General features: G+C 64.1%; 23 protein-coding genes. 10 read left to right on the forward strand and 13 right to left on the reverse strand.

The features are described 5' to 3' along the window. The first annotated feature begins 12 nt into the window (after positions 1 to 12). Genes cysK through DXY04_RS02235 form a run of 3 tightly spaced genes read left to right on the forward strand, consistent with a single transcriptional unit; the run spans position 13 to position 3,709 of the window. Positions 13 to 981, forward strand: coding sequence for a cysteine synthase A (gene cysK, locus DXY04_RS02225; protein WP_115160816.1), 969 nt, complete (start codon positions 13 to 15; stop codon positions 979 to 981). Further along, a complete protein-coding gene (locus tag DXY04_RS02230; protein ID WP_115160817.1) occupies positions 978 to 1,646 on the forward strand; it encodes a J domain-containing protein in 669 nt (222 codons plus the stop codon). The genes cysK and DXY04_RS02230 overlap by 4 nt, the downstream gene beginning before the upstream one ends. Next, on the forward strand, positions 1,643 to 3,709 hold the full coding sequence (locus tag DXY04_RS02235; RefSeq protein ID WP_115160818.1) for a glycosyltransferase family 39 protein: 2,067 nt from the start codon (positions 1,643 to 1,645) through the stop codon (positions 3,707 to 3,709). The genes DXY04_RS02230 and DXY04_RS02235 overlap by 4 nt, the downstream gene beginning before the upstream one ends. On the opposite strand, the gene DXY04_RS02240 is transcribed toward DXY04_RS02235, so the two are convergent. Then, positions 3,688 to 3,942, reverse strand: coding sequence for an NAD(P)H-quinone oxidoreductase subunit O (locus tag DXY04_RS02240; RefSeq protein WP_006850906.1), 255 nt, complete (start codon positions 3,940 to 3,942; stop codon positions 3,688 to 3,690). The two genes, DXY04_RS02235 and DXY04_RS02240, sit on opposite strands and share 22 nt — an antisense overlap. An 82-nt stretch (positions 3,943 to 4,024) precedes the next feature. Here DXY04_RS02240 and DXY04_RS02245 point away from each other — a divergent pair, with 82 nt between their 5' ends. Beyond that, positions 4,025 to 4,954, forward strand: coding sequence for a TIGR01777 family oxidoreductase (locus DXY04_RS02245; RefSeq protein ID WP_115160819.1), 930 nt, complete (start codon positions 4,025 to 4,027; stop codon positions 4,952 to 4,954). Here DXY04_RS02245 and DXY04_RS02250 read toward each other — a convergent pair. Genes DXY04_RS02250 through DXY04_RS02265 form a run of 5 tightly spaced genes read right to left on the reverse strand, consistent with a single transcriptional unit; the run spans position 4,902 to position 7,430 of the window. Then, a complete protein-coding gene (locus DXY04_RS02250) occupies positions 4,902 to 5,174 on the reverse strand; it encodes a hypothetical protein (protein ID WP_115160820.1) in 273 nt (90 codons plus the stop codon). The two genes, DXY04_RS02245 and DXY04_RS02250, sit on opposite strands and share 53 nt — an antisense overlap. Next, positions 5,171 to 6,340: a lipid-A-disaccharide synthase-related protein gene (locus DXY04_RS02255; RefSeq protein WP_115160844.1), complete on the reverse strand. Its 1,170-nt coding sequence runs from the start codon at positions 6,338 to 6,340 to the stop codon at positions 5,171 to 5,173. Before DXY04_RS02255 ends, DXY04_RS02250 begins: the two co-directional genes overlap by 4 nt. Before the next feature lie 14 nt (positions 6,341 to 6,354). Further along, positions 6,355 to 6,522, reverse strand: a complete 168-nt coding sequence (locus tag DXY04_RS12020) for a hypothetical protein (protein WP_170950475.1) — start codon at positions 6,520 to 6,522, stop codon at positions 6,355 to 6,357. A 46-nt stretch (positions 6,523 to 6,568) separates the two neighbouring features. Then, entirely contained in the window at positions 6,569 to 6,988 is a 420-nt protein-coding gene (locus DXY04_RS02260; RefSeq protein WP_115080526.1) for a hypothetical protein, read from the reverse strand. Positions 6,989 to 7,037: 49 nt separating this feature from the next. Next, positions 7,038 to 7,430 (reverse strand): iron-sulfur cluster assembly accessory protein, encoded by a 393-nt coding sequence (locus DXY04_RS02265; protein ID WP_114987465.1) that lies wholly within the window; start codon positions 7,428 to 7,430, stop codon positions 7,038 to 7,040. Between the two features lie 70 nt (positions 7,431 to 7,500). Here DXY04_RS02265 and zds point away from each other — a divergent pair, with 70 nt between their 5' ends. From zds to DXY04_RS02280, 3 genes are read left to right on the forward strand one after another with little or no spacing between them, the layout of a single operon-like run. Further along, the gene (gene zds / locus DXY04_RS02270) at positions 7,501 to 8,967 is read left to right on the forward strand and encodes a 9,9'-di-cis-zeta-carotene desaturase (protein WP_115160821.1); all 1,467 of its coding nucleotides are present in this window, start codon (positions 7,501 to 7,503) and stop codon (positions 8,965 to 8,967) included. After that, positions 8,967 to 9,404 (forward strand): SRPBCC family protein, encoded by a 438-nt coding sequence (locus tag DXY04_RS02275; RefSeq protein WP_115160822.1) that lies wholly within the window; start codon positions 8,967 to 8,969, stop codon positions 9,402 to 9,404. The genes zds and DXY04_RS02275 overlap by 1 nt, the downstream gene beginning before the upstream one ends. Beyond that, positions 9,367 to 9,885: a hypothetical protein gene (locus DXY04_RS02280; RefSeq protein ID WP_136975359.1), complete on the forward strand. Its 519-nt coding sequence runs from the start codon at positions 9,367 to 9,369 to the stop codon at positions 9,883 to 9,885. Before DXY04_RS02275 ends, DXY04_RS02280 begins: the two co-directional genes overlap by 38 nt. Here the strand turns inward: DXY04_RS02280 and DXY04_RS02285 are convergent. The 5 genes from DXY04_RS02285 to DXY04_RS02305 form a co-directional block, all read right to left on the reverse strand. Further along, positions 9,861 to 10,658 carry a uroporphyrinogen-III synthase gene (locus tag DXY04_RS02285; RefSeq protein WP_115160824.1) on the reverse strand — a complete coding sequence of 266 codons (798 nt, stop codon included), beginning with the start codon at positions 10,656 to 10,658 and terminating at the stop codon, positions 9,861 to 9,863. The two genes, DXY04_RS02280 and DXY04_RS02285, sit on opposite strands and share 25 nt — an antisense overlap. Next, positions 10,655 to 11,857 carry a glycosyltransferase family 2 protein gene (locus DXY04_RS02290; protein WP_115160825.1) on the reverse strand — a complete coding sequence of 401 codons (1,203 nt, stop codon included), beginning with the start codon at positions 11,855 to 11,857 and terminating at the stop codon, positions 10,655 to 10,657. Before DXY04_RS02290 ends, DXY04_RS02285 begins: the two co-directional genes overlap by 4 nt. A 65-nt stretch (positions 11,858 to 11,922) precedes the next feature. Continuing rightward, positions 11,923 to 13,524: a glycoside hydrolase family 3 N-terminal domain-containing protein gene (locus tag DXY04_RS02295; RefSeq protein ID WP_115160826.1), complete on the reverse strand. Its 1,602-nt coding sequence runs from the start codon at positions 13,522 to 13,524 to the stop codon at positions 11,923 to 11,925. Continuing rightward, complete coding sequence (gene rbfA / locus DXY04_RS02300; protein ID WP_115080513.1) at positions 13,505 to 13,927, reverse strand: 30S ribosome-binding factor RbfA; 423 nt, start codon at positions 13,925 to 13,927, stop codon at positions 13,505 to 13,507. The genes DXY04_RS02295 and rbfA overlap by 20 nt, the downstream gene beginning before the upstream one ends. Continuing rightward, positions 13,927 to 14,133: a DUF751 family protein gene (locus DXY04_RS02305; protein ID WP_006850467.1), complete on the reverse strand. Its 207-nt coding sequence runs from the start codon at positions 14,131 to 14,133 to the stop codon at positions 13,927 to 13,929. Before DXY04_RS02305 ends, rbfA begins: the two co-directional genes overlap by 1 nt. 59 nt (positions 14,134 to 14,192) lie before the next feature. Here DXY04_RS02305 and DXY04_RS02310 point away from each other — a divergent pair, with 59 nt between their 5' ends. Then, on the forward strand, positions 14,193 to 14,918 hold the full coding sequence (locus tag DXY04_RS02310; protein WP_115160845.1) for a glutathione S-transferase family protein: 726 nt from the start codon (positions 14,193 to 14,195) through the stop codon (positions 14,916 to 14,918). Here DXY04_RS02310 and DXY04_RS02315 read toward each other — a convergent pair. After that, complete coding sequence (locus tag DXY04_RS02315) at positions 14,884 to 15,561, reverse strand: DUF6816 family protein (RefSeq protein ID WP_115160827.1); 678 nt, start codon at positions 15,559 to 15,561, stop codon at positions 14,884 to 14,886. The two genes, DXY04_RS02310 and DXY04_RS02315, sit on opposite strands and share 35 nt — an antisense overlap. On the opposite strand from DXY04_RS02315, the gene DXY04_RS02320 reads away from it, so the two are divergent. After that, positions 15,560 to 15,823: a chlororespiratory reduction protein 7 gene (locus DXY04_RS02320; protein WP_115160828.1), complete on the forward strand. Its 264-nt coding sequence runs from the start codon at positions 15,560 to 15,562 to the stop codon at positions 15,821 to 15,823. The two genes, DXY04_RS02315 and DXY04_RS02320, sit on opposite strands and share 2 nt — an antisense overlap. 3 nt (positions 15,824 to 15,826) lie before the next feature. Here the strand turns inward: DXY04_RS02320 and DXY04_RS02325 are convergent, their stop codons facing one another. After that, a complete protein-coding gene (locus DXY04_RS02325) occupies positions 15,827 to 16,402 on the reverse strand; it encodes a shikimate kinase (RefSeq protein ID WP_115160829.1) in 576 nt (191 codons plus the stop codon). A gap of 51 nt (positions 16,403 to 16,453) precedes the next feature. Between DXY04_RS02325 and DXY04_RS02330 the strand changes: the two genes are divergently transcribed. Continuing rightward, a complete protein-coding gene (locus DXY04_RS02330; RefSeq protein WP_115160830.1) occupies positions 16,454 to 17,374 on the forward strand; it encodes a 6-carboxytetrahydropterin synthase in 921 nt (306 codons plus the stop codon). Positions 17,375 to 17,376: the final 2 nt, after the last annotated feature.

The raw sequence follows: 17,376 nt of genomic DNA on the forward strand, positions 1-17,376 counted from the left end.
CAAGCTGCAGCCATGAGCATCGCGCCTGACATCACGGCCTTGATCGGTGGCACGCCCCTCGTGCGGCTGAACCGATTGCCTCAGGCCTGCGGTTGCCAGGCCGAGATCCTGGCCAAATTGGAGAGTTTCAATCCATCCGCCTCGGTCAAAGACCGCATTGCCAGCGCCATGGTGCTGGAGGCGGAGCAGGCCGGCACGATTGTTCCTGGCCGAACGGTGCTGGTGGAGCCCACCAGCGGCAACACCGGCATCGCCCTGGCCATGGTGGCGGCAGCACGGGGCTACCGGCTGATCCTCACCATGCCGGACACCATGAGCACGGAGCGTCGCTCGATGTTGCGGGCCTACGGGGCCGAGTTGCAGCTCACCGACGGTGCCCAGGGCATGAATGGGGCCATCGCCCTAGCCAAGGAGTTGGTGGACGAGATTCCCAACGCCTACCTGCTTCAGCAGTTCGATAACCCCGCCAATCCTGCTGTGCATGAACGCACCACGGCAGAAGAGATCTGGCGCGATACCGAGGGCCAGATCGATGCCTTTGTGGCGGGGGTGGGCACTGGCGGCACCATCACCGGCTGTGCCCGTCTTTTGAAACAACGCCAGCCGCAGCTGCAGGTGATTGCCGTTGAGCCCGAGGCCAGTGCCGTCCTGTCCGGCAAGCCCCCTGGGGCCCATCGCATCCAGGGGATTGGGGCTGGTTTTGTTCCTGCGGTGCTGGAACTGGACCGGATTGATTCGATCCTCACGGTGAGCGATGAGGAAGCGATGCAGGCGGGCCGGCGTCTGGCCCGGGAGGAAGGTCTGCTCTGCGGCATCAGCAGTGGAGCAGCCATGGCCGCAGCCCTGCGTGTGGGCCAAGACCCCGTCATGGCTGGCAAACGCTTAGTAGTGATGCTGGCTAGTTATGGCGAGCGCTACCTTTCCACCCCGATGTTCAGTGCTGCTTCGCAGCTTCCCGCCCGAAAGGATGGTCAGCTGTGAGCGATCCCTATGCCGTGCTCGGTGTCAGTAGCACCGCCAGCAACACTGAGATCAAGGCGGCCTACCGCCAGCTGGTGAAGCAGCACCATCCCGATGCCGGTGGCGACGACCAGCAGATGCTGGCCCTCAATGCCGCCTGGGAAGTGCTCGGGGATGCCGAGCGCCGGAAGGCTTTCGATCGCACGCGGCCCCGGCCGGGCCGAGAGGCATCGCCGACGGAGCTGCACCGGGCCAGCCGTGCCCATGAGCGTGCTGTGGCTGCTGACGATGCCCTGGTGGAGTGGTTGCGGCGGGTTTATGCCCCGATCGACGGCATGCTCGGTGAGGTGATCAATCCCTTCCCTAAGCAACTTAAGGCACTGTCGGCTGATCCCTACGACGATGAGTTGATGCAAGCGTTCTGCAGTTACCTCGAGGCAAGCGGACGGCGGATGGACAAGGTCAAGCAACTGTTTCAGTCATTGCCCACGCCGGTCTCGGCCCGTGGTTTCGGTCTGAGCCTGTATCACTGCCTTTCCGAAGTGGAGGATGCTCTGGCCGAACTGGAGCGATACACCATGGGATACGTGGATGGGTACCTCCACGATGGTCGCGAGATGCTTCGGGAGGCCAAGCAGCGACGCAAGCGGCTCCAAGATGAACGGCGTCGCTTGGAGATTGTGTGAAACAGCGTTGGCGTTTCTGGGCTTTGGTGGCCCTGATCTGGCTGCTTTCCACCCTCGTGGATCGGCTGTGGTGGACTTTTCAGACCGGCGTCCCCGCTTGGGATCAGGCCGACTATCTCAACAGCGCCATGGACCATGGCCGTGCCTTGGGCTTGCTGCCCGGTGGCGGGTGGCAGGGTTGGCCGGCGCTGCTGGATCTGTCACCGAAGATTCCGCCCCTGGCCTCGCTGGTGAACGGCAGCGTGATGGCTCTGAGTGGTGATGCCCCGGAGCAAGCGGCCTGGAGCTTGAGCCTCTGGCATGGGTTGCTTCTGGTGGTGATGGCAGGCTGGGGAAGACGCCTGCATGGGGATGGCCTGGCCCTGATCGCCTGCCTGTTGGCGGCATTGATGCCGGCTTTTCTTGAGCTGCGTACGGACTATGTGCTGGAGATGTCCCTAGCCGCCACTTGCAGCTTGGCGATCTGGCGTCTAGATGTCTGGTGCGATCCCCAGAGCGGGGGCCGCTGGTGGCAGGCCTGGGCTTGCACCTTGGCAGCTATTGCTGCGGTGCTGGTCAAGCAGAGCGCCCTACTGGTGCTTGTCCCTGCAGGACTCTGGGCTGCAGGAATCGCCCTGCTGCGGGGTGGTTCCTGGTTGCGGCAGGCCATCTTGCTGCCCCTGCTCACAGCGGCACTGATCGGCCCCTGGTTGCGTCACAACTGGATCACCAGTCTTGGCGGTACCAACAGGGCTGTGTTCGAGTCGGCGGCCCGGGAAGGGGATCCCGGTGTGCTCAGCCTGGCTAGTTGGCTGTGGTACCCAAACCTGTTGCCGGAGCAGTTGGGCGGCGTGCTGCTGGTGGTGGGCTTGTCGGGGGTTCTGCTTTGGTGCTGGCAGCGTCAGCAGCCCTCCACCGATCACGATTGGTCCTGGCGCTGGCTCATGGTCAACCTTGTTGGGGCCTGGGTCCTCACCACCCTGAGCCCGAACAAGGATGGTCGCTACATCACGCCGCTTTTGCCCTCACTTGTGTTGCTGCTGGCCCGGGGGTGGTGGCAGTGGGGCCATTGGTTCGAGGCCAGGCGTTCCAGGCTGGTGTGGCCCTTATTCGGTGCTGGGCTGCTGGCCTGTGTCCCGGCGGGCTGGTCCCATCAGCTGCATCGCTTTGAAGACCGGCCCCGTGGCCCGGTGGAGGCGCTGGTGGAGGCCGCCGGCGGCGCGGATCCCAGCAGGCCTCCCGCCACGTTGATCGTGGTGCCCAGCACCTCCGACCTCAACCAGCACAACGTCAGCTTCTACGGCCGTCGCCGCGGTGGTCAGACCGTTGGACGCCAGTTGGGTGGCAGTCGAGAGGACCGTGAGCCTGTGCTGGCGCGGGCGGAATGGGTGGTGTTGGCGGAAGGGAACCAGGGATCGGTGCGTAAGGCTGCACGGCGGCTGGACAAAGCCGTGCGCAGCAGCGGTGTTTTCGAGCTGGTCAATCAGTTTCCGCGTCTTCGGGGGGGCAGTTATTCGCTCTGGCGCCGCAGCGCGACGCATCCGATTGAAGGCCCCTCTTTTGCGCAGCGCTTCCCCGAGCTCGCCTCTGGCTTGGCGGCAGGGCCGGTGGGGCTGGATCCGGTGTTCGCTGTGGTGGGGCAGGAGCATATGCTCCATGGCCATTTCAGCTATAGGGAGCCGGTGCGTTCTGAGGCCTTGGCGGCCTTGGCGCAGGATCCCGATGCTGTGCAACCGCGTTGGACCCTGGCGCTGCTGGCGGTGCTGGAAAACCGCCCTGTGCAGGCAGCGGAGCAGTTCGAGGCTCTGCAACGGCTGTTGCCTGATAACCCCTGGCCAGCGGCCTACCGCAGTGTGGTCAACCTTGCGGGGTGGAACCCCTGGCAGGCAGCCGCCGCTGCGGATGGGGCCGGCGTTTCGAATCCTGTGCTGGCGGCGCTGGGGGATCTCAGCGGCGTGCTCTCCGGTGCTGTGTGGCGCATCCCCGCCGCCATGACGTCAGTTCCAGCGGCCGTCACAGCCGTGGAGGAGGCCCTGGAGTCTGCCTCCAACGAAGATCAGGATCAGGAGCAGGCTTCCAGCTGATCCATCCGCAGCCACACATCGGGCACCGGACGGTTCCAGCGCACCTGGCCGTAGTCCCCCTTCACCACCAGCAGCTCGCCGGGACCTTCAAAGATGTAGTCGGGTGCTGTGGGATCGCTGGCGCCAGCCTCAAGGCTGGAGCTGTAGGCGGCTCTGTTCACCTTGACCAAAGCCCCTTTGCGCAGCGCAGCAGGCTTGGCCTTGGCGGGGGCAGCGGCGTCGGATTCGGCCATGACAGGGGATGGTGATGGCACCAGGCTAAAACCAATCGCCCACGAACCCCCTTAGCCTCCCAGCCGCACCACCCCCGCTTCCATGCGTCTGCTGCTGTTCGGCTGCACTGGTTTTGTTGGCCGTGAGCTCCTGCCGCTACTGCTTCAGGCCGGCCATCAGCTCACGGTGGTCAGCCGCCGCTTGGCCCGTGGCTACGACGCTGAACGGGCGGATGGGCGACTGACTTGGATGCAGTTCGACCCCGCCAGCAGCAGCACCTGGGCCGATGCCGGGCTGCTGGATGCCCTGAACCAGGCCGATGCGGTGGTCAACCTGGCGGGAGAACCGATTGCCGAGAAGCGTTGGACCCCGACCCACCGGCAGCTGCTTGAAACCAGCCGTCTGGAAACGACCTCTCAGTTGGTGAAGGCGATCCAGGACTGTGCAACGCCACCGAAGCTGCTGGTGAATGCCTCAGCCATCGGCTTCTACGGCTCCAGTCTGGACAAGCGTTTTCTTGAATCGAGCACCCCTGGCGACGACTTCCTTGCGAGCTTGTGTGAGCGCTGGGAAGCGGCGGCTGAGGCGGTGCCTTCCGCTGTACGGCAGGTCACCCTGCGGATCGGCATTGTGTTGGCGGCGGACGGCGGTGCACTCGGAAAAATGCTTCCGGTGTTCCGCACAGGGTTTGGCGGTCCGATCGGCAGTGGCCGGCAATGGATGAGCTGGATCCACCGCACTGACCTCTGCGCCCTGATCCTTCAATCCCTCACGGACGAGAGCTGGAGTGGCGTGATCAATGCCGTGGCTCCTGAGCCCGTGTCGATGACGGCCTTCTGCAAGCAGCTGGGGCGCAGCCTGGGCCGTCCGAGTTTGTTGCCGGTGCCCGCTCCAGTGCTTCAAGTGCTTCTGGGGGACGGCGCCAAGGTGGTGTTGGAGGGCCAGCAGGTTGCCTCGGAGCGGCTTGACGCTCTGAACTTCAGCTTCCGCTACCCCGATCTGGCTTCAGCACTCGCCGCTGCCACCAGCTGAAGATGCCACTCACCAGCGCGGCCATGATCAACAGGCTGATGGCTGGGGCGAACAGGGGTTGCCACAGCAGCTGAACCTGGTCCATCAGCCAGTCATGGCCTTGGCCCTGTTGCACCACGGCAACGGCAAAGACCCCTGCGCCGATAAACACCAGCAGCACATTCACCATCAGCAGGCGGTCGAGCCAGCGTTTCCAGGCCGGTTCTGGCGGGGCACTCATGCAAGCAGTGCGCAAATGGCTGCCGCCATTCTCGGGCCTCCACCAGCTTTCCCGAGGCGCGATTTGGCCTCCTCTTGGCATTGCTGTTGCAAGTCAGGATCCTGTCGCGCACGATCCAGCAGAGCCATGGCCAGCTCTGCTGTTCCCTCCAAGGCCTCACGGCTGCCACTCTCTCCGTCGGCACAGAACACCGTGGGGCCCAGCAGGCGCCGTTGGGCCTCGGCGAATGCTGCTGTGAATTGAGGCCCCTGGCCCGGCAGCTGCAGCACCGGTTTGGCCAGGCCAACGGCTTGCTCGATGGCGGTACCTGCCATGCCGATCACCAGATCGCTGTGCTGCAGCACGGCACGGAAGGCCCCGCGGCGAACGTTGATCCCCCAGGCCCCCTCACGCTCCAGCACGCCGTTTTTCAAGTGCCAACCGCATCGTTCGCTCAGCCGCCGCAAGCTGTCGTCATCGAGGCTGGGCACCAAGGCCAGATCGACGTTGCAGCGAACTGTGTTGGGCAGCAGCTCGATCAGCCGCAGCAACAGCTGAAGGTTCTGTTCCAGTTCCGGTCGGCGGCTGCCGGGCAGCAGACCGATGCGTGGCGTGCTGCTGGGCGGCGGGGTGGCCGCTGTGAGCACCGAATCCATGAACGGATTGCCCAGGAAGGTCACCGGCCGTTGCAGTTGTCTGCTGAGGTCTTCGGCGGTGCGCTGATCGCGGCTGTACACCGCTTTGAAGCGGATGCTTTTCAGCAGGTTTGCGCAGGGCCAGGGGAGCCGCAGCTTCCCCTCGTAATGGCTTGAGTAGGCCACCAGGTAGGTCGCCACGGGGCGGTGGCTCAGCCATGCCGCGATCACGGGAATCACGTCCCCCACCACCAGGATCAGATCAAAGCGATGCCGGTGGCGCAGCAGACGCACAAGGCGTCGGAGCAAATACAGCACTTGCCCTTGGGCGATCTCGGTGAGGCGGCCGCGAAGGCTGGTGTAGCCGATGCCGCCGGTGCTGAATTCATGGCTGCGTCCCAGCAGCGGCACGCCGGCTTTTTGGTAGGCGCTGCCAAGGCCCACCAGCGGAAGAGCCTGCACGTTGTGGCCCTGCTGCTGAAGCTCCTGGGCTAGAAGGGCGCCGGAGAGGTCTTCACCGTGGCCATTGCTCAGCAGCAGGATGCGTGCCATCGCCGGGCTGCCCATCACCACATCCAGGTGCTCGGATCCGGTATGCCGTTGGCGTGCCTGGCCAGTTGCAACCGCCGCGCTTCGCTGGCCAGGCGTTCCTGCCGCAATTGAGCCGAACGATCCGCTGGAGGCCGCACGCGAACCTGTGACGGCAGACGGGTGATGGTCCAGGTGGCTGTCATGCAGGGTTTGTCAGGCAGTGGCTGTCAGGCAGAACGTCCGTTGTGATCAGAGCTCAAGCCAGGCTTTCACTTTCTCGAGGGCCTTCCAGCCGGGTTTGCGTTCAAGCCCGTCGGCGATCGAGGCCTTGAGTTCGCCAGACACCTCTGGGGCCAGGGTCATCACCTGCTGGACCACCTGGATGTGGTCACGCACGCCCTTGGATTGGGTTTCCAGCAACGCCAGGCTCAGGTTGATCCTGGCCTGGGGGTCCTGGCCGTTGAGTCTCACCGCGAAGCGTGCCGACCGCAGCGCCTCCTCTGGTTGGTCGCAAAGCAGCTGCAGCCAGGCCAGGCAGGTCCAGCCCGCCGATTGGCGAGGAGCGGCTTCAACGATGCGGGCGAAATCAGGGAGAACCTCTTCGGCCGCGGCGCCAGCCTGATATCGGGCCATGGCCTGCTCAAACAGGCTGTCCTGGGAAGTCTCCATCAATAGGGAGAGGGCAGTGATCTCCCTTCAGATTCCCACGTGGCTTCGCTCATACGGCGAAGGAACTGCCGCAGCCACAGGTCTGGCTGGCGTTGGGGTTGGTGAAGTTGAAGCCACCACCAATCAGAGCCGTGCTGAAGTCCAGTTGCATTCCGTAGATGTAGAGCAGGCTTTTGGGATCACAGATCACCCGGAAGCTCTGACCATCAGCCGCCATGTATTCGTAGGTCTCGTCGTCGTCGAGGGTGTCTGAGGCGGGCACGAAATCCATCGTGTAGCTCATGCCGCTGCAACCCCCGGACCTCACCCCGACGCGCAGCACCTGGTTCTCACCCTGTTCGCCACACAGCTTGGCCAGCTGCTGCATCGCCGGTTCGGTGATCAGGATGCCCTTGCCGTCTTTGGCGGTATGGGCCGGCGCGGTATCGGGGGTGGAAGTCATGGTCAACGCAGGCTCGCGCTCTCACTCTATGAACGCTCATACATAGAGTCGCCTTAGTTGACTAGATCATGTGCGGGTCGCGATCGTTGGTTCCGGCCTCGCCGGCCTCTCCGCTGCAGTGGACCTCGTGGATGCGGGCCATGAGGTGAATCTCTACGAAGCCCGTCCCTTCATGGGCGGCAAGGTGGGCAGCTGGGTGGATGAGGGCGGTAATCACATCGAGATGGGGTTGCACGTCTTCTTCTTCAATTACGCCAACCTCTTCGCTCTGATGCGCAAGGTGGGAGCGTTCGAGAACCTCTTGCCCAAGCAGCACACACACCTGTTCGTGAACAAGGGGGGCGACCTGCGGGAGCTGGATTTCCGCTTCCCCATTGGCGCACCCTTCAACGGCCTCAAGGCGTTCTTCACCACACCGCAGCTCAGCTGGATCGACAAGCTGCGCAATGCCCTGGCCCTGGGGACCAGCCCGATCGTGCGCGGCCTTGTCGATTACGAGGGGGCGATGCGCACCATCCGAGCCCTCGACTCCGTCAGTTTCCAGGACTGGTTTGTCGGCCATGGCGGCAGCCCCGAAAGCATCCGGCGGATGTGGAATCCCATTGCCTATGCCCTGGGCTTCATCGACTGCGAGGCCATCTCCGCCCGCTGCATGCTCACCATCTTCATGATGTTTGCGGCCAAGACGGAAGCCTCCAAGCTCAATCTGCTGAAGGGATCACCCCACCGCTGGCTCACGGGTCCGATCCTCGATTACATCCAGCAGCGTGGAGGCAAGTTGCATCTGCGTCATCGGGTGAAGCAGGTGGACTACAGCGAGTGTGAATCCCCTGAGATCACTGGCCTGCAGCTGGGAACGCCCGAAGGAGACATTCGTGTTGAGGCTGACGCTTACCTGGCCGCCTGTGATGTGCCCGGGATTCAGAAACTGCTGCCCGAGGCCTGGAACCGTTACCCCCAGTTTAAGGCGATTCATCAGCTGGAGGCTGTACCCGTGGCCACGGTTCAGCTCCGCTACGACGGCTGGGTGACCGAGCTGGGAGATGCCCAGGAAGCCCAGCGCCGGGATGTGGCGACACCCACAGGGCTCAACAACCTGCTGTACACGGCTGATGCCGATTTCAGCTGTTTTGCCGATCTGGCCCTGGCCAGTCCGGAGGATTACCGCAAGCAGGGAGAGGGCTCTCTGCTCCAATGCGTGCTCACCCCTGGTGATCCCTGGATTCCCAAGTCGGTTGATGAGATCGTGGCCCACACCGACCGTCAAGTGCGCGAGCTGTTCCCCTCGGCCCGCAATCTCAAGCTCACCTGGAGCAACGTTGTGAAACTGGCGCAGTCGTTGTACCGCGAAGCCCCTGGCATGGAGCCCTACCGCCCGGAGCAGCGCACGCCGATCCGTAATTTCTTCCTGGCCGGCAGCTACACCCGCCAGGACTACATCGATTCGATGGAGGGGGCCACGATGAGCGGTCATCTGGCGGCGGCGGCCATCCTCGATCAGCCGGTGAAGCTGGCCACCAATGCGGCGGTGGCCTGATGGGACGCTGGCTCGAACACACGGTCACCTCCGAGGTGCAGGCCCCTGCCGCCAAGGTCTGGGAGGTCTGGAGTGATCTCGAAGCGATGCCCCGTTGGATGCGCTGGATTGAGTCGGTCAAACCACTCGACGACCCTGATCTCACCGATTGGACGTTGGCGGCACAGGGCTTTCGCTTCAGCTGGAAGGCCCGGATCACCCAGCGGGTTGAAGCCCAGCAACTGCACTGGGAATCAGTGGGTGGTCTGCCCACCAAGGGTGCCGTTCGCTTTTACCCCGAAGCCGACGACCGCACTGTGGTCAAGTTGAGCGTGACCTACGAATTGCCGCGGGTCTTGGCACCGCTCATGGAACCCAGCATCCTGGGGGGCATCGTGATCAAGGAGCTTCAGGCGAATCTTGACCGTTTCCGTGACCTGGTGGAAGCAGGCGGCTAAGCATTGCCTTGCCCCCGTTGCCGTGTTGGTGGTCGTGGGGGGCTGTGGTGGCGAAACGCCAACGGCCACGGCGCTGCCATCGGTTCCAGTGAAACCTGAGCCGCTTCCGGAAACCTCAGCGGTTCAGGCCCCGCCGATAGGCCTGACCCCTCTGCCTTCGGCTGAAGAGGTGCAGCAGGCTGCCCCCGGCGGCCGGGCGGATCCCTTTGCTCCTCTTGTTGGTGTGGAGGCTGCGGATGCTCAGGACCCCACGACTGGCCTCGCCCTGACTGGCGTTTTGTTGGTGGGAGATCAGAAACGAGCCATCGTGACCACCCCTAACGGCAGTGGTGTGATCTGTGTGGGCGCAGATGGCCGCTGCGGTGCTGATGCTCCGCTGTTGCTGCCGACTGGATGGTCGGTGCTCAGCATCGATGTGGTGAGCGGTTGCATTCGCTTCGCGCTGAACGATGAGCCTCAGGATCTCTTCTGCATCGCTTGAGCGCAGGCTTCGGCTAACCCTTCGAGATCGTGGGGGTCGGCCTCAGCATCCACCCGGCCGAAGCATTGGCGGCAGCTGCGGCTGGTCTGGGGGCCGATTGAAACCAGCTTCACCCCCTCCAACCGTTCAGCCCAGTCTGGGCCGAAGCGCTGTTCCAGCAGCTGCGCGGTGTGCTCCGCTGTCTTGCCGCTGCTGAAGGCGATGGCATCAACGTCACCTCCCTCCAGGGCGGTCGCTGTGGGCTCCGGCATCGTGGCGGGGCAGCCAGACTCATAGGCCGCCACTTCCACCACCCGCACCCCGGCTTCACCGAAGGCGTCCGCCAGCAGGGTGCGACCACCGCTCTGCACCCGTGGAAGGAGCATCTTGAGACCCCAGCCCGACACCGGGAAGTGATCGATCAAGCTGTCGGCCACGAAGCTCGGAGGCACGAAATCAGCGGCCGCCCCAAGGTCGTCCAGCACCTGCGCCGTTTTGCGGCCCACAGCGGCAATCTTGAGACTGGCGGGGCGTCTGGCCAGGCAACGGCCAAGGCGTTGCAGCCTCTGTTCCACGGCCTGCACGCCATTGGCACTGGAGAACACCAGCCAGTGAAAGCTCTCTAAGTCCTCGAGGGCGTCATCCAGAGGACCCCAGTGGTCGGGTGGTCCGATCACCAGGGCAGGGAGATCCAGCACTGTCGCCCCCCGCTGCTCCAGCAGCTGGCGCGCGGCTCCCAGTTGGTCGGCCGCGCGGGTGACGACCACCGTTCGGCTTTGCAACGGCTGGCTCAAGCGACAGCCTCCCCGTCCAGTTTCACCACCCCCTCCAACCTTTCGCGCAGCTGCTTAGCAGCGTCAGTGTTTCCCTGAGCCCGAAGCAGGTTAATGGCGCGGATGAAGCTGCCGCGAGCGGCGTCGATGTTGCCGCCCAACAACTGGGCCACGGCATTGTTCTGATGGCACTCAGCGTTGTTGGGATCCAGGCTGAGGGCGCGCCCGTAGGCCTCCAGGGCCGCGGCGAGGTCGCCGCGCCTCCGCTGCATCAGCCCCAGGTTGTACCAGGCGAGGGCCACTTCCGGTGCCCGCTGGGCGGCGGTTTGGGTGAGGCTGATCGCTTCCTCCAGGTTGCCCTGGTCCATCAGTCGAGCCGCCAGGTTGAGGCGGGCTCCAAGACTCACCCGAGTGTCCAGGGGAATCTCCAGGGCTTGTCGGTAGCAGTTCACCGCCTTGTCGGGATCGCTGGGGGTCAGGGCCAATCCCAGGTGCAGCAGCAGTTCATACCGTTCGGCACCGGCTGAACCGCACTGCTTCAGGCCGTTTTCCAGCAAGGGAATGGCGTCTTCGTTCTTGCCCTCACTGATCAACAGCCCCCCGAGCTTGGCGCTGGCGTAGGGATCACCGGGACGCTCCTGCAGATCAGCCTCCATGGCCTGCCGTAGCCGATCGGCCTTGTCGCTGCCCGCCAGCAGTTCCGGTCGGTAGCCGTCATGGAGGATTGCCGGCTCACTGCAATCGGCGATGCGCCATTGGGGTTCGGCGTCCAGCAGGGTGCGAACGCTGTCATCGATCATCGAGTGGTACGGCCGGCTCCACCGGATCGAGGGGTGGCGGCGGAACAGACGACTGACGCTGGAATAGGGAGCCATGGCAGCCCCCACCTCGTAACGCAGCAGGTTGATCACCAGCACATCGGGCTGGGCCATCAACGCCTTCAGGGCTGGGATGGCCTCGGGGCGCAGTTGTTCATCGGCGTCTAGCACCAGCACCCAGTCGCCGTTGAGAAACTCCAGGGCCTGGTTGCGGGCTGGGGCGAAGTCACCCGGCCAGGGAATCTGCTCAACCCGTGCTCTGGCCGCTTCGGCGATGGCCACCGTCGCATCGGTGGAGCCGGTGTCCACCACCACCATCTCGTCGGCGAAGCCCTGCACGGAGCGCAGGCACTCCCCGAGACGTGCCTCTTCATCGCGCACGATCATCGAGAGGCTGAGCATGGCCGGCCGGCTTGGGGTTGGCGCGAGGTTAAGTGCGGTTGGCCAGTGCGGTTGGTGGGTGGTGGTCAGTCGGTGAACGCACCGCTGTTGCCGGTCGGCGTCGCGCTGGGGAACAGTTTGGTGAGCACCTGGCGTTGGGCTTCCTGCATTTGGCCGGCGGAATAGGCGGCAGGGCAACTGCTGGGCAGAAGGGGCTTCAGGCTGTCCCAGAGGTAAGGGCTGCCGTAGACCACGACTCCGGCCAGCCGGTTGAGGGCGATCAGTTGCTGGATCGCTGCGGCCCAGGGTTCTTGGGCATCCAGTCCGGCGCGGAAGGGGTTGCCTCGCAGGAACAGCTGTAGCAGCACCGCTCCATCGCCGAGGCGGTCCATCGCCAGGGGGGCGTCCGCTTGGCCGCTCCAGGGCGATAGCCCTTCGCCATGAAGCACGATTGAGCGAAATCCTTGTGCTTCAGGAGTGCGCAGGGCCGGGGACCAGCCGCTGAGGGCGGCTGCGCTGGGCACCATGGCATCCACGCGCACCAGGTTGATGCCTGCTTGTGGAAGAACCTTTGCTTCGCCGACTGTGATGCTGTGACGCACCAGTTCAGCTTCAAGGGCTTGCTCGTCTGCGCTGACGATCGGACCTGTAGCTGTGCTGGTGGGAATCGATGCCAGGGCGTGGGCCCGGCGCTGCAGGCTCTCGTCCAACCGCTCGAGGCACAGCCTTCCACTGTTGAAACCGTCGCAGAGACCATCGATGGCGGCATCCGCATCCGCCGGCATCAGGATCAGGTCGGTCCCGGCTTCAAAGGCCAGCACAGCTGCTTCGGCGGCGCCGTGCCGTGCGCTGATCGCTTCCATCACAAGGGCATCGGTTACCACCAGCCCGTTGAACCTCATCTGGCGCCGCAGCAAATCGGTGAGCACGGCTTTGGAGAGGGTGGCGGGCTGCTTCGGATCCAATTCCGGCAGCACCAGATGGGCCGTCATCACGCTCTCCACACCGGCGGTAATGGCGGCCTGAAAGGGCGGAAGTTCGATCTGCTCCAGCCGTTCGCGGCTGTGGGGCAGCACCGGCAGGTCCAGATGGGAGTCGCTGCTGGTGTCGCCGTGGCCGGGAAAGTGCTTGGCGCATCCGAGCACCCCCGCTTGCTTGAGCCCCCGCTGGAACGCCACCGCCAGGGCACTGGCAGTGTTGGGATCTTCGCCCCAGGCCCGCACGTTGATCACAGGGTTGGCGGGGTTGTTGTTGACATCGCACACCGGCCCCAACACCCAGTTCAGGCCACAGCGGTGGGCCTGTTCGCCGGTGCAGCGGCCATAGCGCTCACTCAAATCCAAGGCCAGCTCGGGCTCCCGCTGGTGGAGTCGCCCGAGGGCCAGGGGCGGCACCAGCCAGCTGGCTCCTTCGAAGCGCTGGCCAACGCCCTCTTCAACGTCCGCGCAGACCAGCAACCGCTGCTCACTCCAGCCCTTCAGTTGCTGGGTGCGTTGTTGCAGCTCAACAGCGCTGCCCCCTAGCAGGATCACGCCACCAACACCGTCCCGCAGCAGGCGCTGCAGTTCGCTGTTCGGAAGCTCCCACTGCGGGTAGCGACGCTGTTGGTCGCTCAGATGACCACTGGCCCGCACCACCAGCAGTTCCGCTACGCGGCGCCGCAGGCTGTTAGCGGGCCGGCTGTTCATCACTGCCTGGCTGTTGATCACTCCCGGGTGGAATCTCGCCCCGCTGCTGACGTTCGTCTTCGAGGCGATTCAGCAGTCCCAGAACGGAGGTGCCGCGTTCCAGACCCCGATCCAGCTGGAACACCACTTCGGGGGCGCGTCGCATCTGCAGCCGTCGCCCCAGTTCTCCCCGCAGGAAGCCGCTGGCGGCCTGGAGCCCCTCGAGCACTTGGTCGCGTTCTTGAGCTTCCCCAAACACGCTCACGAAGATCTTGCAGTGCTGCAGATCGCCGGACACCTCCACTTCGGTGATGCTCACCATGCCTTGGTGCACCCGTTCATCACGGATGCCGTTGATCATCAGTTCGCTGACTTCTTTGCGGATCAGGGCGGCCACCCGCTCCACTCGACGCCCCTGTGCCATCACGCCATCGGTGCTGAATTCACCATGGCACGCAGCACCAAGGTGAGGCTGATTCCACCGCTGATCAAGGCGCCGATCAAGGCCACGGCCGTGACGGGATTGCTCCGGCGTGCGGCCAGGGGTTCGGCGACGGAGTTCATCACCCCGAGGGTGAAGGCGATCAAGTAACGGGGATAACGGGAGACGTTGAGGAAAAACTCCCGCATGGTTCTGGCGTGCTTGCAAATCTGCTAGCTACTCTGCCGGGCCCATGGCTGTTTTGGACATGTTGGAGCTGCATCAATTCCGCCATTCCGCGTTTTGTCTCAAGGTGCGGATGGTGTTGCAGGCCAAGGGGCTGAGTTTCCGCACCGTGGAGGTGACCCCCGGTGTCGGCCAGGCGGCTGTGTTCCGGCTGTCCGGCCAACGGCAGGTGCCCGTGCTGGTGGATAGGGATCAGGTGATTGCCGACTCCAGCGCCATTGCGCTGCATCTGGATCAGCGGGAGCCGGATCCTGCCCTGATTCCCACCGATCCGCGCCAGGCTGCCCAGGTTCATCTGCTGGAGGATTGGGCCGATACCACCCTGGCCATGGCGGGTCGCTCCTCTTTGGTGCAGGCCGCGGCACTGGACCCCGAGCTTCGGGTTGCTCTGCTGCCCGACGATCTGCCCGACCCCATGCGTTCGGTGATGGGCATGATCCCTGGCGGTTGGGTCAGCAACATCACTGAACTGGTCAACCAGAAGGAGCGCACCGAGCTGCTGGCCAGCCTGGAGCAGTTGGCCTCATCCGTGCAGACCAGCCCTTGGTTGGTGGGCGACAGCATGACCCTGGCCGATATTGCTGTTGCCGCTCAGTTGTCGCTGCTTCGCTTCCCCTCCTCTGCGGGTTCGGCCCTGGCCGGCAAGGGCGTGCCTGGGCTGAGCGATCACCCCAAACTGCAGCCCCTGTTTCAGTGGCGCGACCAGATCGAACTCAAATTGATGGAGCGGACCCTGGAAGAGGTGTGAAGCGCAATCGGTAGTGGTGCTGGGCGATGGCCTGATCTCGCAGGCTCTCCCCCGGCGAGGCGTAGCGCCCTTGCCATTGCTCGGCGCAGATGTCCTTGCCGCAGCGGTGATAACGGCTCAGGGTTTCGATCCGGCTCAGCCGCGGCGGCCCCGGCGCATGCAGGATCTGCAGCACCAATTCATCGGCCAAGAAGGTGTCGGTGCTCGGGCTCTCCTGGCGGCGGCCCGTCACCGTGGTCTCGAGATAGAGATCTCCCTTGAGTCGGGCAATCTGGCGGTTGGCGGAATCGGGGTCTTCTTCCACCTTCAGCAGCTGCTCGCCAAGCAGGGCACGACCGATGGCCGTGGCGTTGAAGCTGCGATCGCCGACTAGTCGACCGCGCCGGTCGGCTTGAAATCGTGCTTGATGCAGCAGCGGTGGATCGTCTGGGCCATCGAGATCAATGCTCTCCACTTGCCAAAGCCCGGCAAACCAGTCGGGGTAAATCAGGTCGTCCCGATTTGAGGGCCGCGGCAACGGTGCCGGCAGGCTCCAGTCGGGCCAACTGTTCAACCGCTGCTCAAGGCCTGTCTGGGCCCAGGCGGGGCCGCCACTGAGCAGGATGGTGAGGCTGATCAGCAGCATCCACAACCGCCGTTCCATGTCTGATCCCCTGATCCGTGCCCTTGATGACTATGTGGTGCTGGAGCCCGGCAAGCCGGAGCAGCTGCTCAGCGCTAACGACACGTTGACATGGCTGAGCGGTTGGTTGCGCAGCCTCGATCAGTTGCCGGCCGATCTGGCAGATCAACCCGATGTCGACGCAGCGGCGCAGCGGCTGATCGATACGGCCTGTGATCTGGAGATCAGCCCTGGGGTGACCTTGCAGTGGTTTGCGGTGCGGTTGGAGCCGCCCACCGCTTGAGATTCAGTCGGTTCGGCGTTGGGTCGGATCCTTCAGCAGGCTTGGCACCAGTTGCAGGATTCCGTCGGCCACGGCCTCTGGGGTTTCATCGTTGATCACCACCGTGAGATCGGCCTCGGCATAGAGGGGACGACGCTCGTTCAACAGCGCGTTCAGAGCCGCCTCTGGATCGGCGGTTTGCAGCAACGGGCGCACGGTGCTGTCAGCGTTCAGCCGCTGCAGCAACTGATCGGGCACCACGTCGAGCCAGATCACGATGCCGCTGTGGAGCATTCCCCAGTTCTCCGGCTGGGTCACCACACCGCCACCTGTGGCCACCACCAGCGAGTGGCGCTGACTGATCGCACTGAGCACCTGGCTTTCGAGGCTGCGGAAGCCCGCTTCGCCATCCCGATCGAAGATGTCCGGGATGCTGCAGCCCGCCGCCTGTTCGATCACGGAATCGGCATCCACAAAGCCGTAGCCCAGGCGTTCGGCCAGGGGGCGGCCCGTGCTCGTCTTGCCGCTGCCCATCATTCCCACCAGATAGAGGCTGCGCCCGGCAAGACGTTGCTTGAGGGTGGGGGTGGAATCCGCCATGACTCGGAAACGGAAATAGCTCATTAGGATGCCTCGCGGCCGGAACGTCACATGACTGAAACGAAGTCACAAGCACGGCACGGCCAAGGTCGTGGTTGTGTCATCACCCGGAGGGCCTGTTTCAGTGCCAGCCATCGCTATTGGCTGCCAGAACTGTCTGCCGATGACAATGCCGCCCGTTTCGGGCCCTGCGCTTTGGCTTCTGGCCATGGGCACAACTACGAGTTGATTGTCTCCATGGCTGGTGGTCTGGACGCCGACGGCATGGTGCTCAACCTCTCGGAGGTGAAGCACGCCATCCGCAACGAGGTGACGGGCCAGCTCGATTTCCGCTTCCTCAATGAGGCCTGGCCGGAATTTGACGTTGCCACCCCTGAAGGTTGTCTCCCCACCACCGAGGCCCTGGTGCGAGTGATCTGGCAGCGCCTCAGCCCTCATCTGCCGATCACGGCTCTGCGCCTCTACGAACAACCGGGCCTTTGGGCCGACTATCTCGGACATCCCATGGACGCCTTCCTCACCATCCGCACCCACTTCGCCGCCGCTCACCGACTGGCCCGTCCGGAACTCAGTCAGGAAGAGAACGAAGCGATCTACGGCAAGTGCGCACGTCCCCATGGCCATGGCCACAACTACTTGGTGGACGTGACCGTGCGCGGTCAGATCGATCCCCGCACCGGCATGGTCTGTGACCTGTCTGCCTTGCAGCGCCTCGTGGATGATTTGGTGGTGGAGCCCTTCGACCACACCTTCCTCAACAAGGACGTCCCTTTCTTTGAGGAGTGCGTGCCCACGGCAGAGAACATCGCCCTGCACATCGCTGATCGTCTCTCCAGCCCGATCAAGGCCATCGGCGCCAGCCTGCACAAGGTGCGGCTGCAGGAAAGCCCGAACAACGCAGCTGAGGTCTACGCCGAAGCACCGCAACTGGAGATGTCCCCAGCTGCCCTTGATGCCGTGGCTGCCGTCTGATC

It is taken from the genome of Synechococcus sp. UW86, from assembly GCF_900474085.1.
Taxonomy (GTDB): Bacteria; Cyanobacteriota; Cyanobacteriia; order PCC-6307; family Cyanobiaceae; genus Parasynechococcus.

Coding starts and splice junctions, on each gene's coding strand:
- cysK (WP_115160816.1), top strand. CDS start 13: ATGAGCATCGCGCCTGACATCACGGCCTTGATCGGTGGCACGCCCCTC.
- DXY04_RS02240 (WP_006850906.1), bottom strand. CDS start 3,942: ATGGCCGAATCCGACGCCGCTGCCCCCGCCAAGGCCAAGCCTGCTGCG.
- DXY04_RS02245 (WP_115160819.1), top strand. CDS start 4,025: ATGCGTCTGCTGCTGTTCGGCTGCACTGGTTTTGTTGGCCGTGAGCTC.
- DXY04_RS02250 (WP_115160820.1), bottom strand. CDS start 5,174: ATGAGTGCCCCGCCAGAACCGGCCTGGAAACGCTGGCTCGACCGCCTG.
- DXY04_RS02255 (WP_115160844.1), bottom strand. CDS start 6,340: ATGGCACGCATCCTGCTGCTGAGCAATGGCCACGGTGAAGACCTCTCC.
- DXY04_RS12020 (WP_170950475.1), bottom strand. CDS start 6,522: ATGACAGCCACCTGGACCATCACCCGTCTGCCGTCACAGGTTCGCGTG.
- DXY04_RS02260 (WP_115080526.1), bottom strand. CDS start 6,988: ATGGAGACTTCCCAGGACAGCCTGTTTGAGCAGGCCATGGCCCGATAT.
- DXY04_RS02265 (WP_114987465.1), bottom strand. CDS start 7,430: ATGACTTCCACCCCCGATACCGCGCCGGCCCATACCGCCAAAGACGGC.
- DXY04_RS02275 (WP_115160822.1), top strand. CDS start 8,967: ATGGGACGCTGGCTCGAACACACGGTCACCTCCGAGGTGCAGGCCCCT.
- DXY04_RS02290 (WP_115160825.1), bottom strand. CDS start 11,857: ATGCTCAGCCTCTCGATGATCGTGCGCGATGAAGAGGCACGTCTCGGG.
- DXY04_RS02295 (WP_115160826.1), bottom strand. CDS start 13,524: ATGAACAGCCGGCCCGCTAACAGCCTGCGGCGCCGCGTAGCGGAACTG.
- rbfA (WP_115080513.1), bottom strand. CDS start 13,927: ATGGCACAGGGGCGTCGAGTGGAGCGGGTGGCCGCCCTGATCCGCAAA.
- DXY04_RS02305 (WP_006850467.1), bottom strand. CDS start 14,133: ATGCGGGAGTTTTTCCTCAACGTCTCCCGTTATCCCCGTTACTTGATC.
- DXY04_RS02310 (WP_115160845.1), top strand. CDS start 14,193: ATGTTGGAGCTGCATCAATTCCGCCATTCCGCGTTTTGTCTCAAGGTG.
- DXY04_RS02320 (WP_115160828.1), top strand. CDS start 15,560: ATGTCTGATCCCCTGATCCGTGCCCTTGATGACTATGTGGTGCTGGAG.
- DXY04_RS02315 (WP_115160827.1), bottom strand. CDS start 15,561: ATGGAACGGCGGTTGTGGATGCTGCTGATCAGCCTCACCATCCTGCTC.
- DXY04_RS02325 (WP_115160829.1), bottom strand. CDS start 16,402: ATGGCGGATTCCACCCCCACCCTCAAGCAACGTCTTGCCGGGCGCAGC.
- DXY04_RS02330 (WP_115160830.1), top strand. CDS start 16,454: ATGACTGAAACGAAGTCACAAGCACGGCACGGCCAAGGTCGTGGTTGT.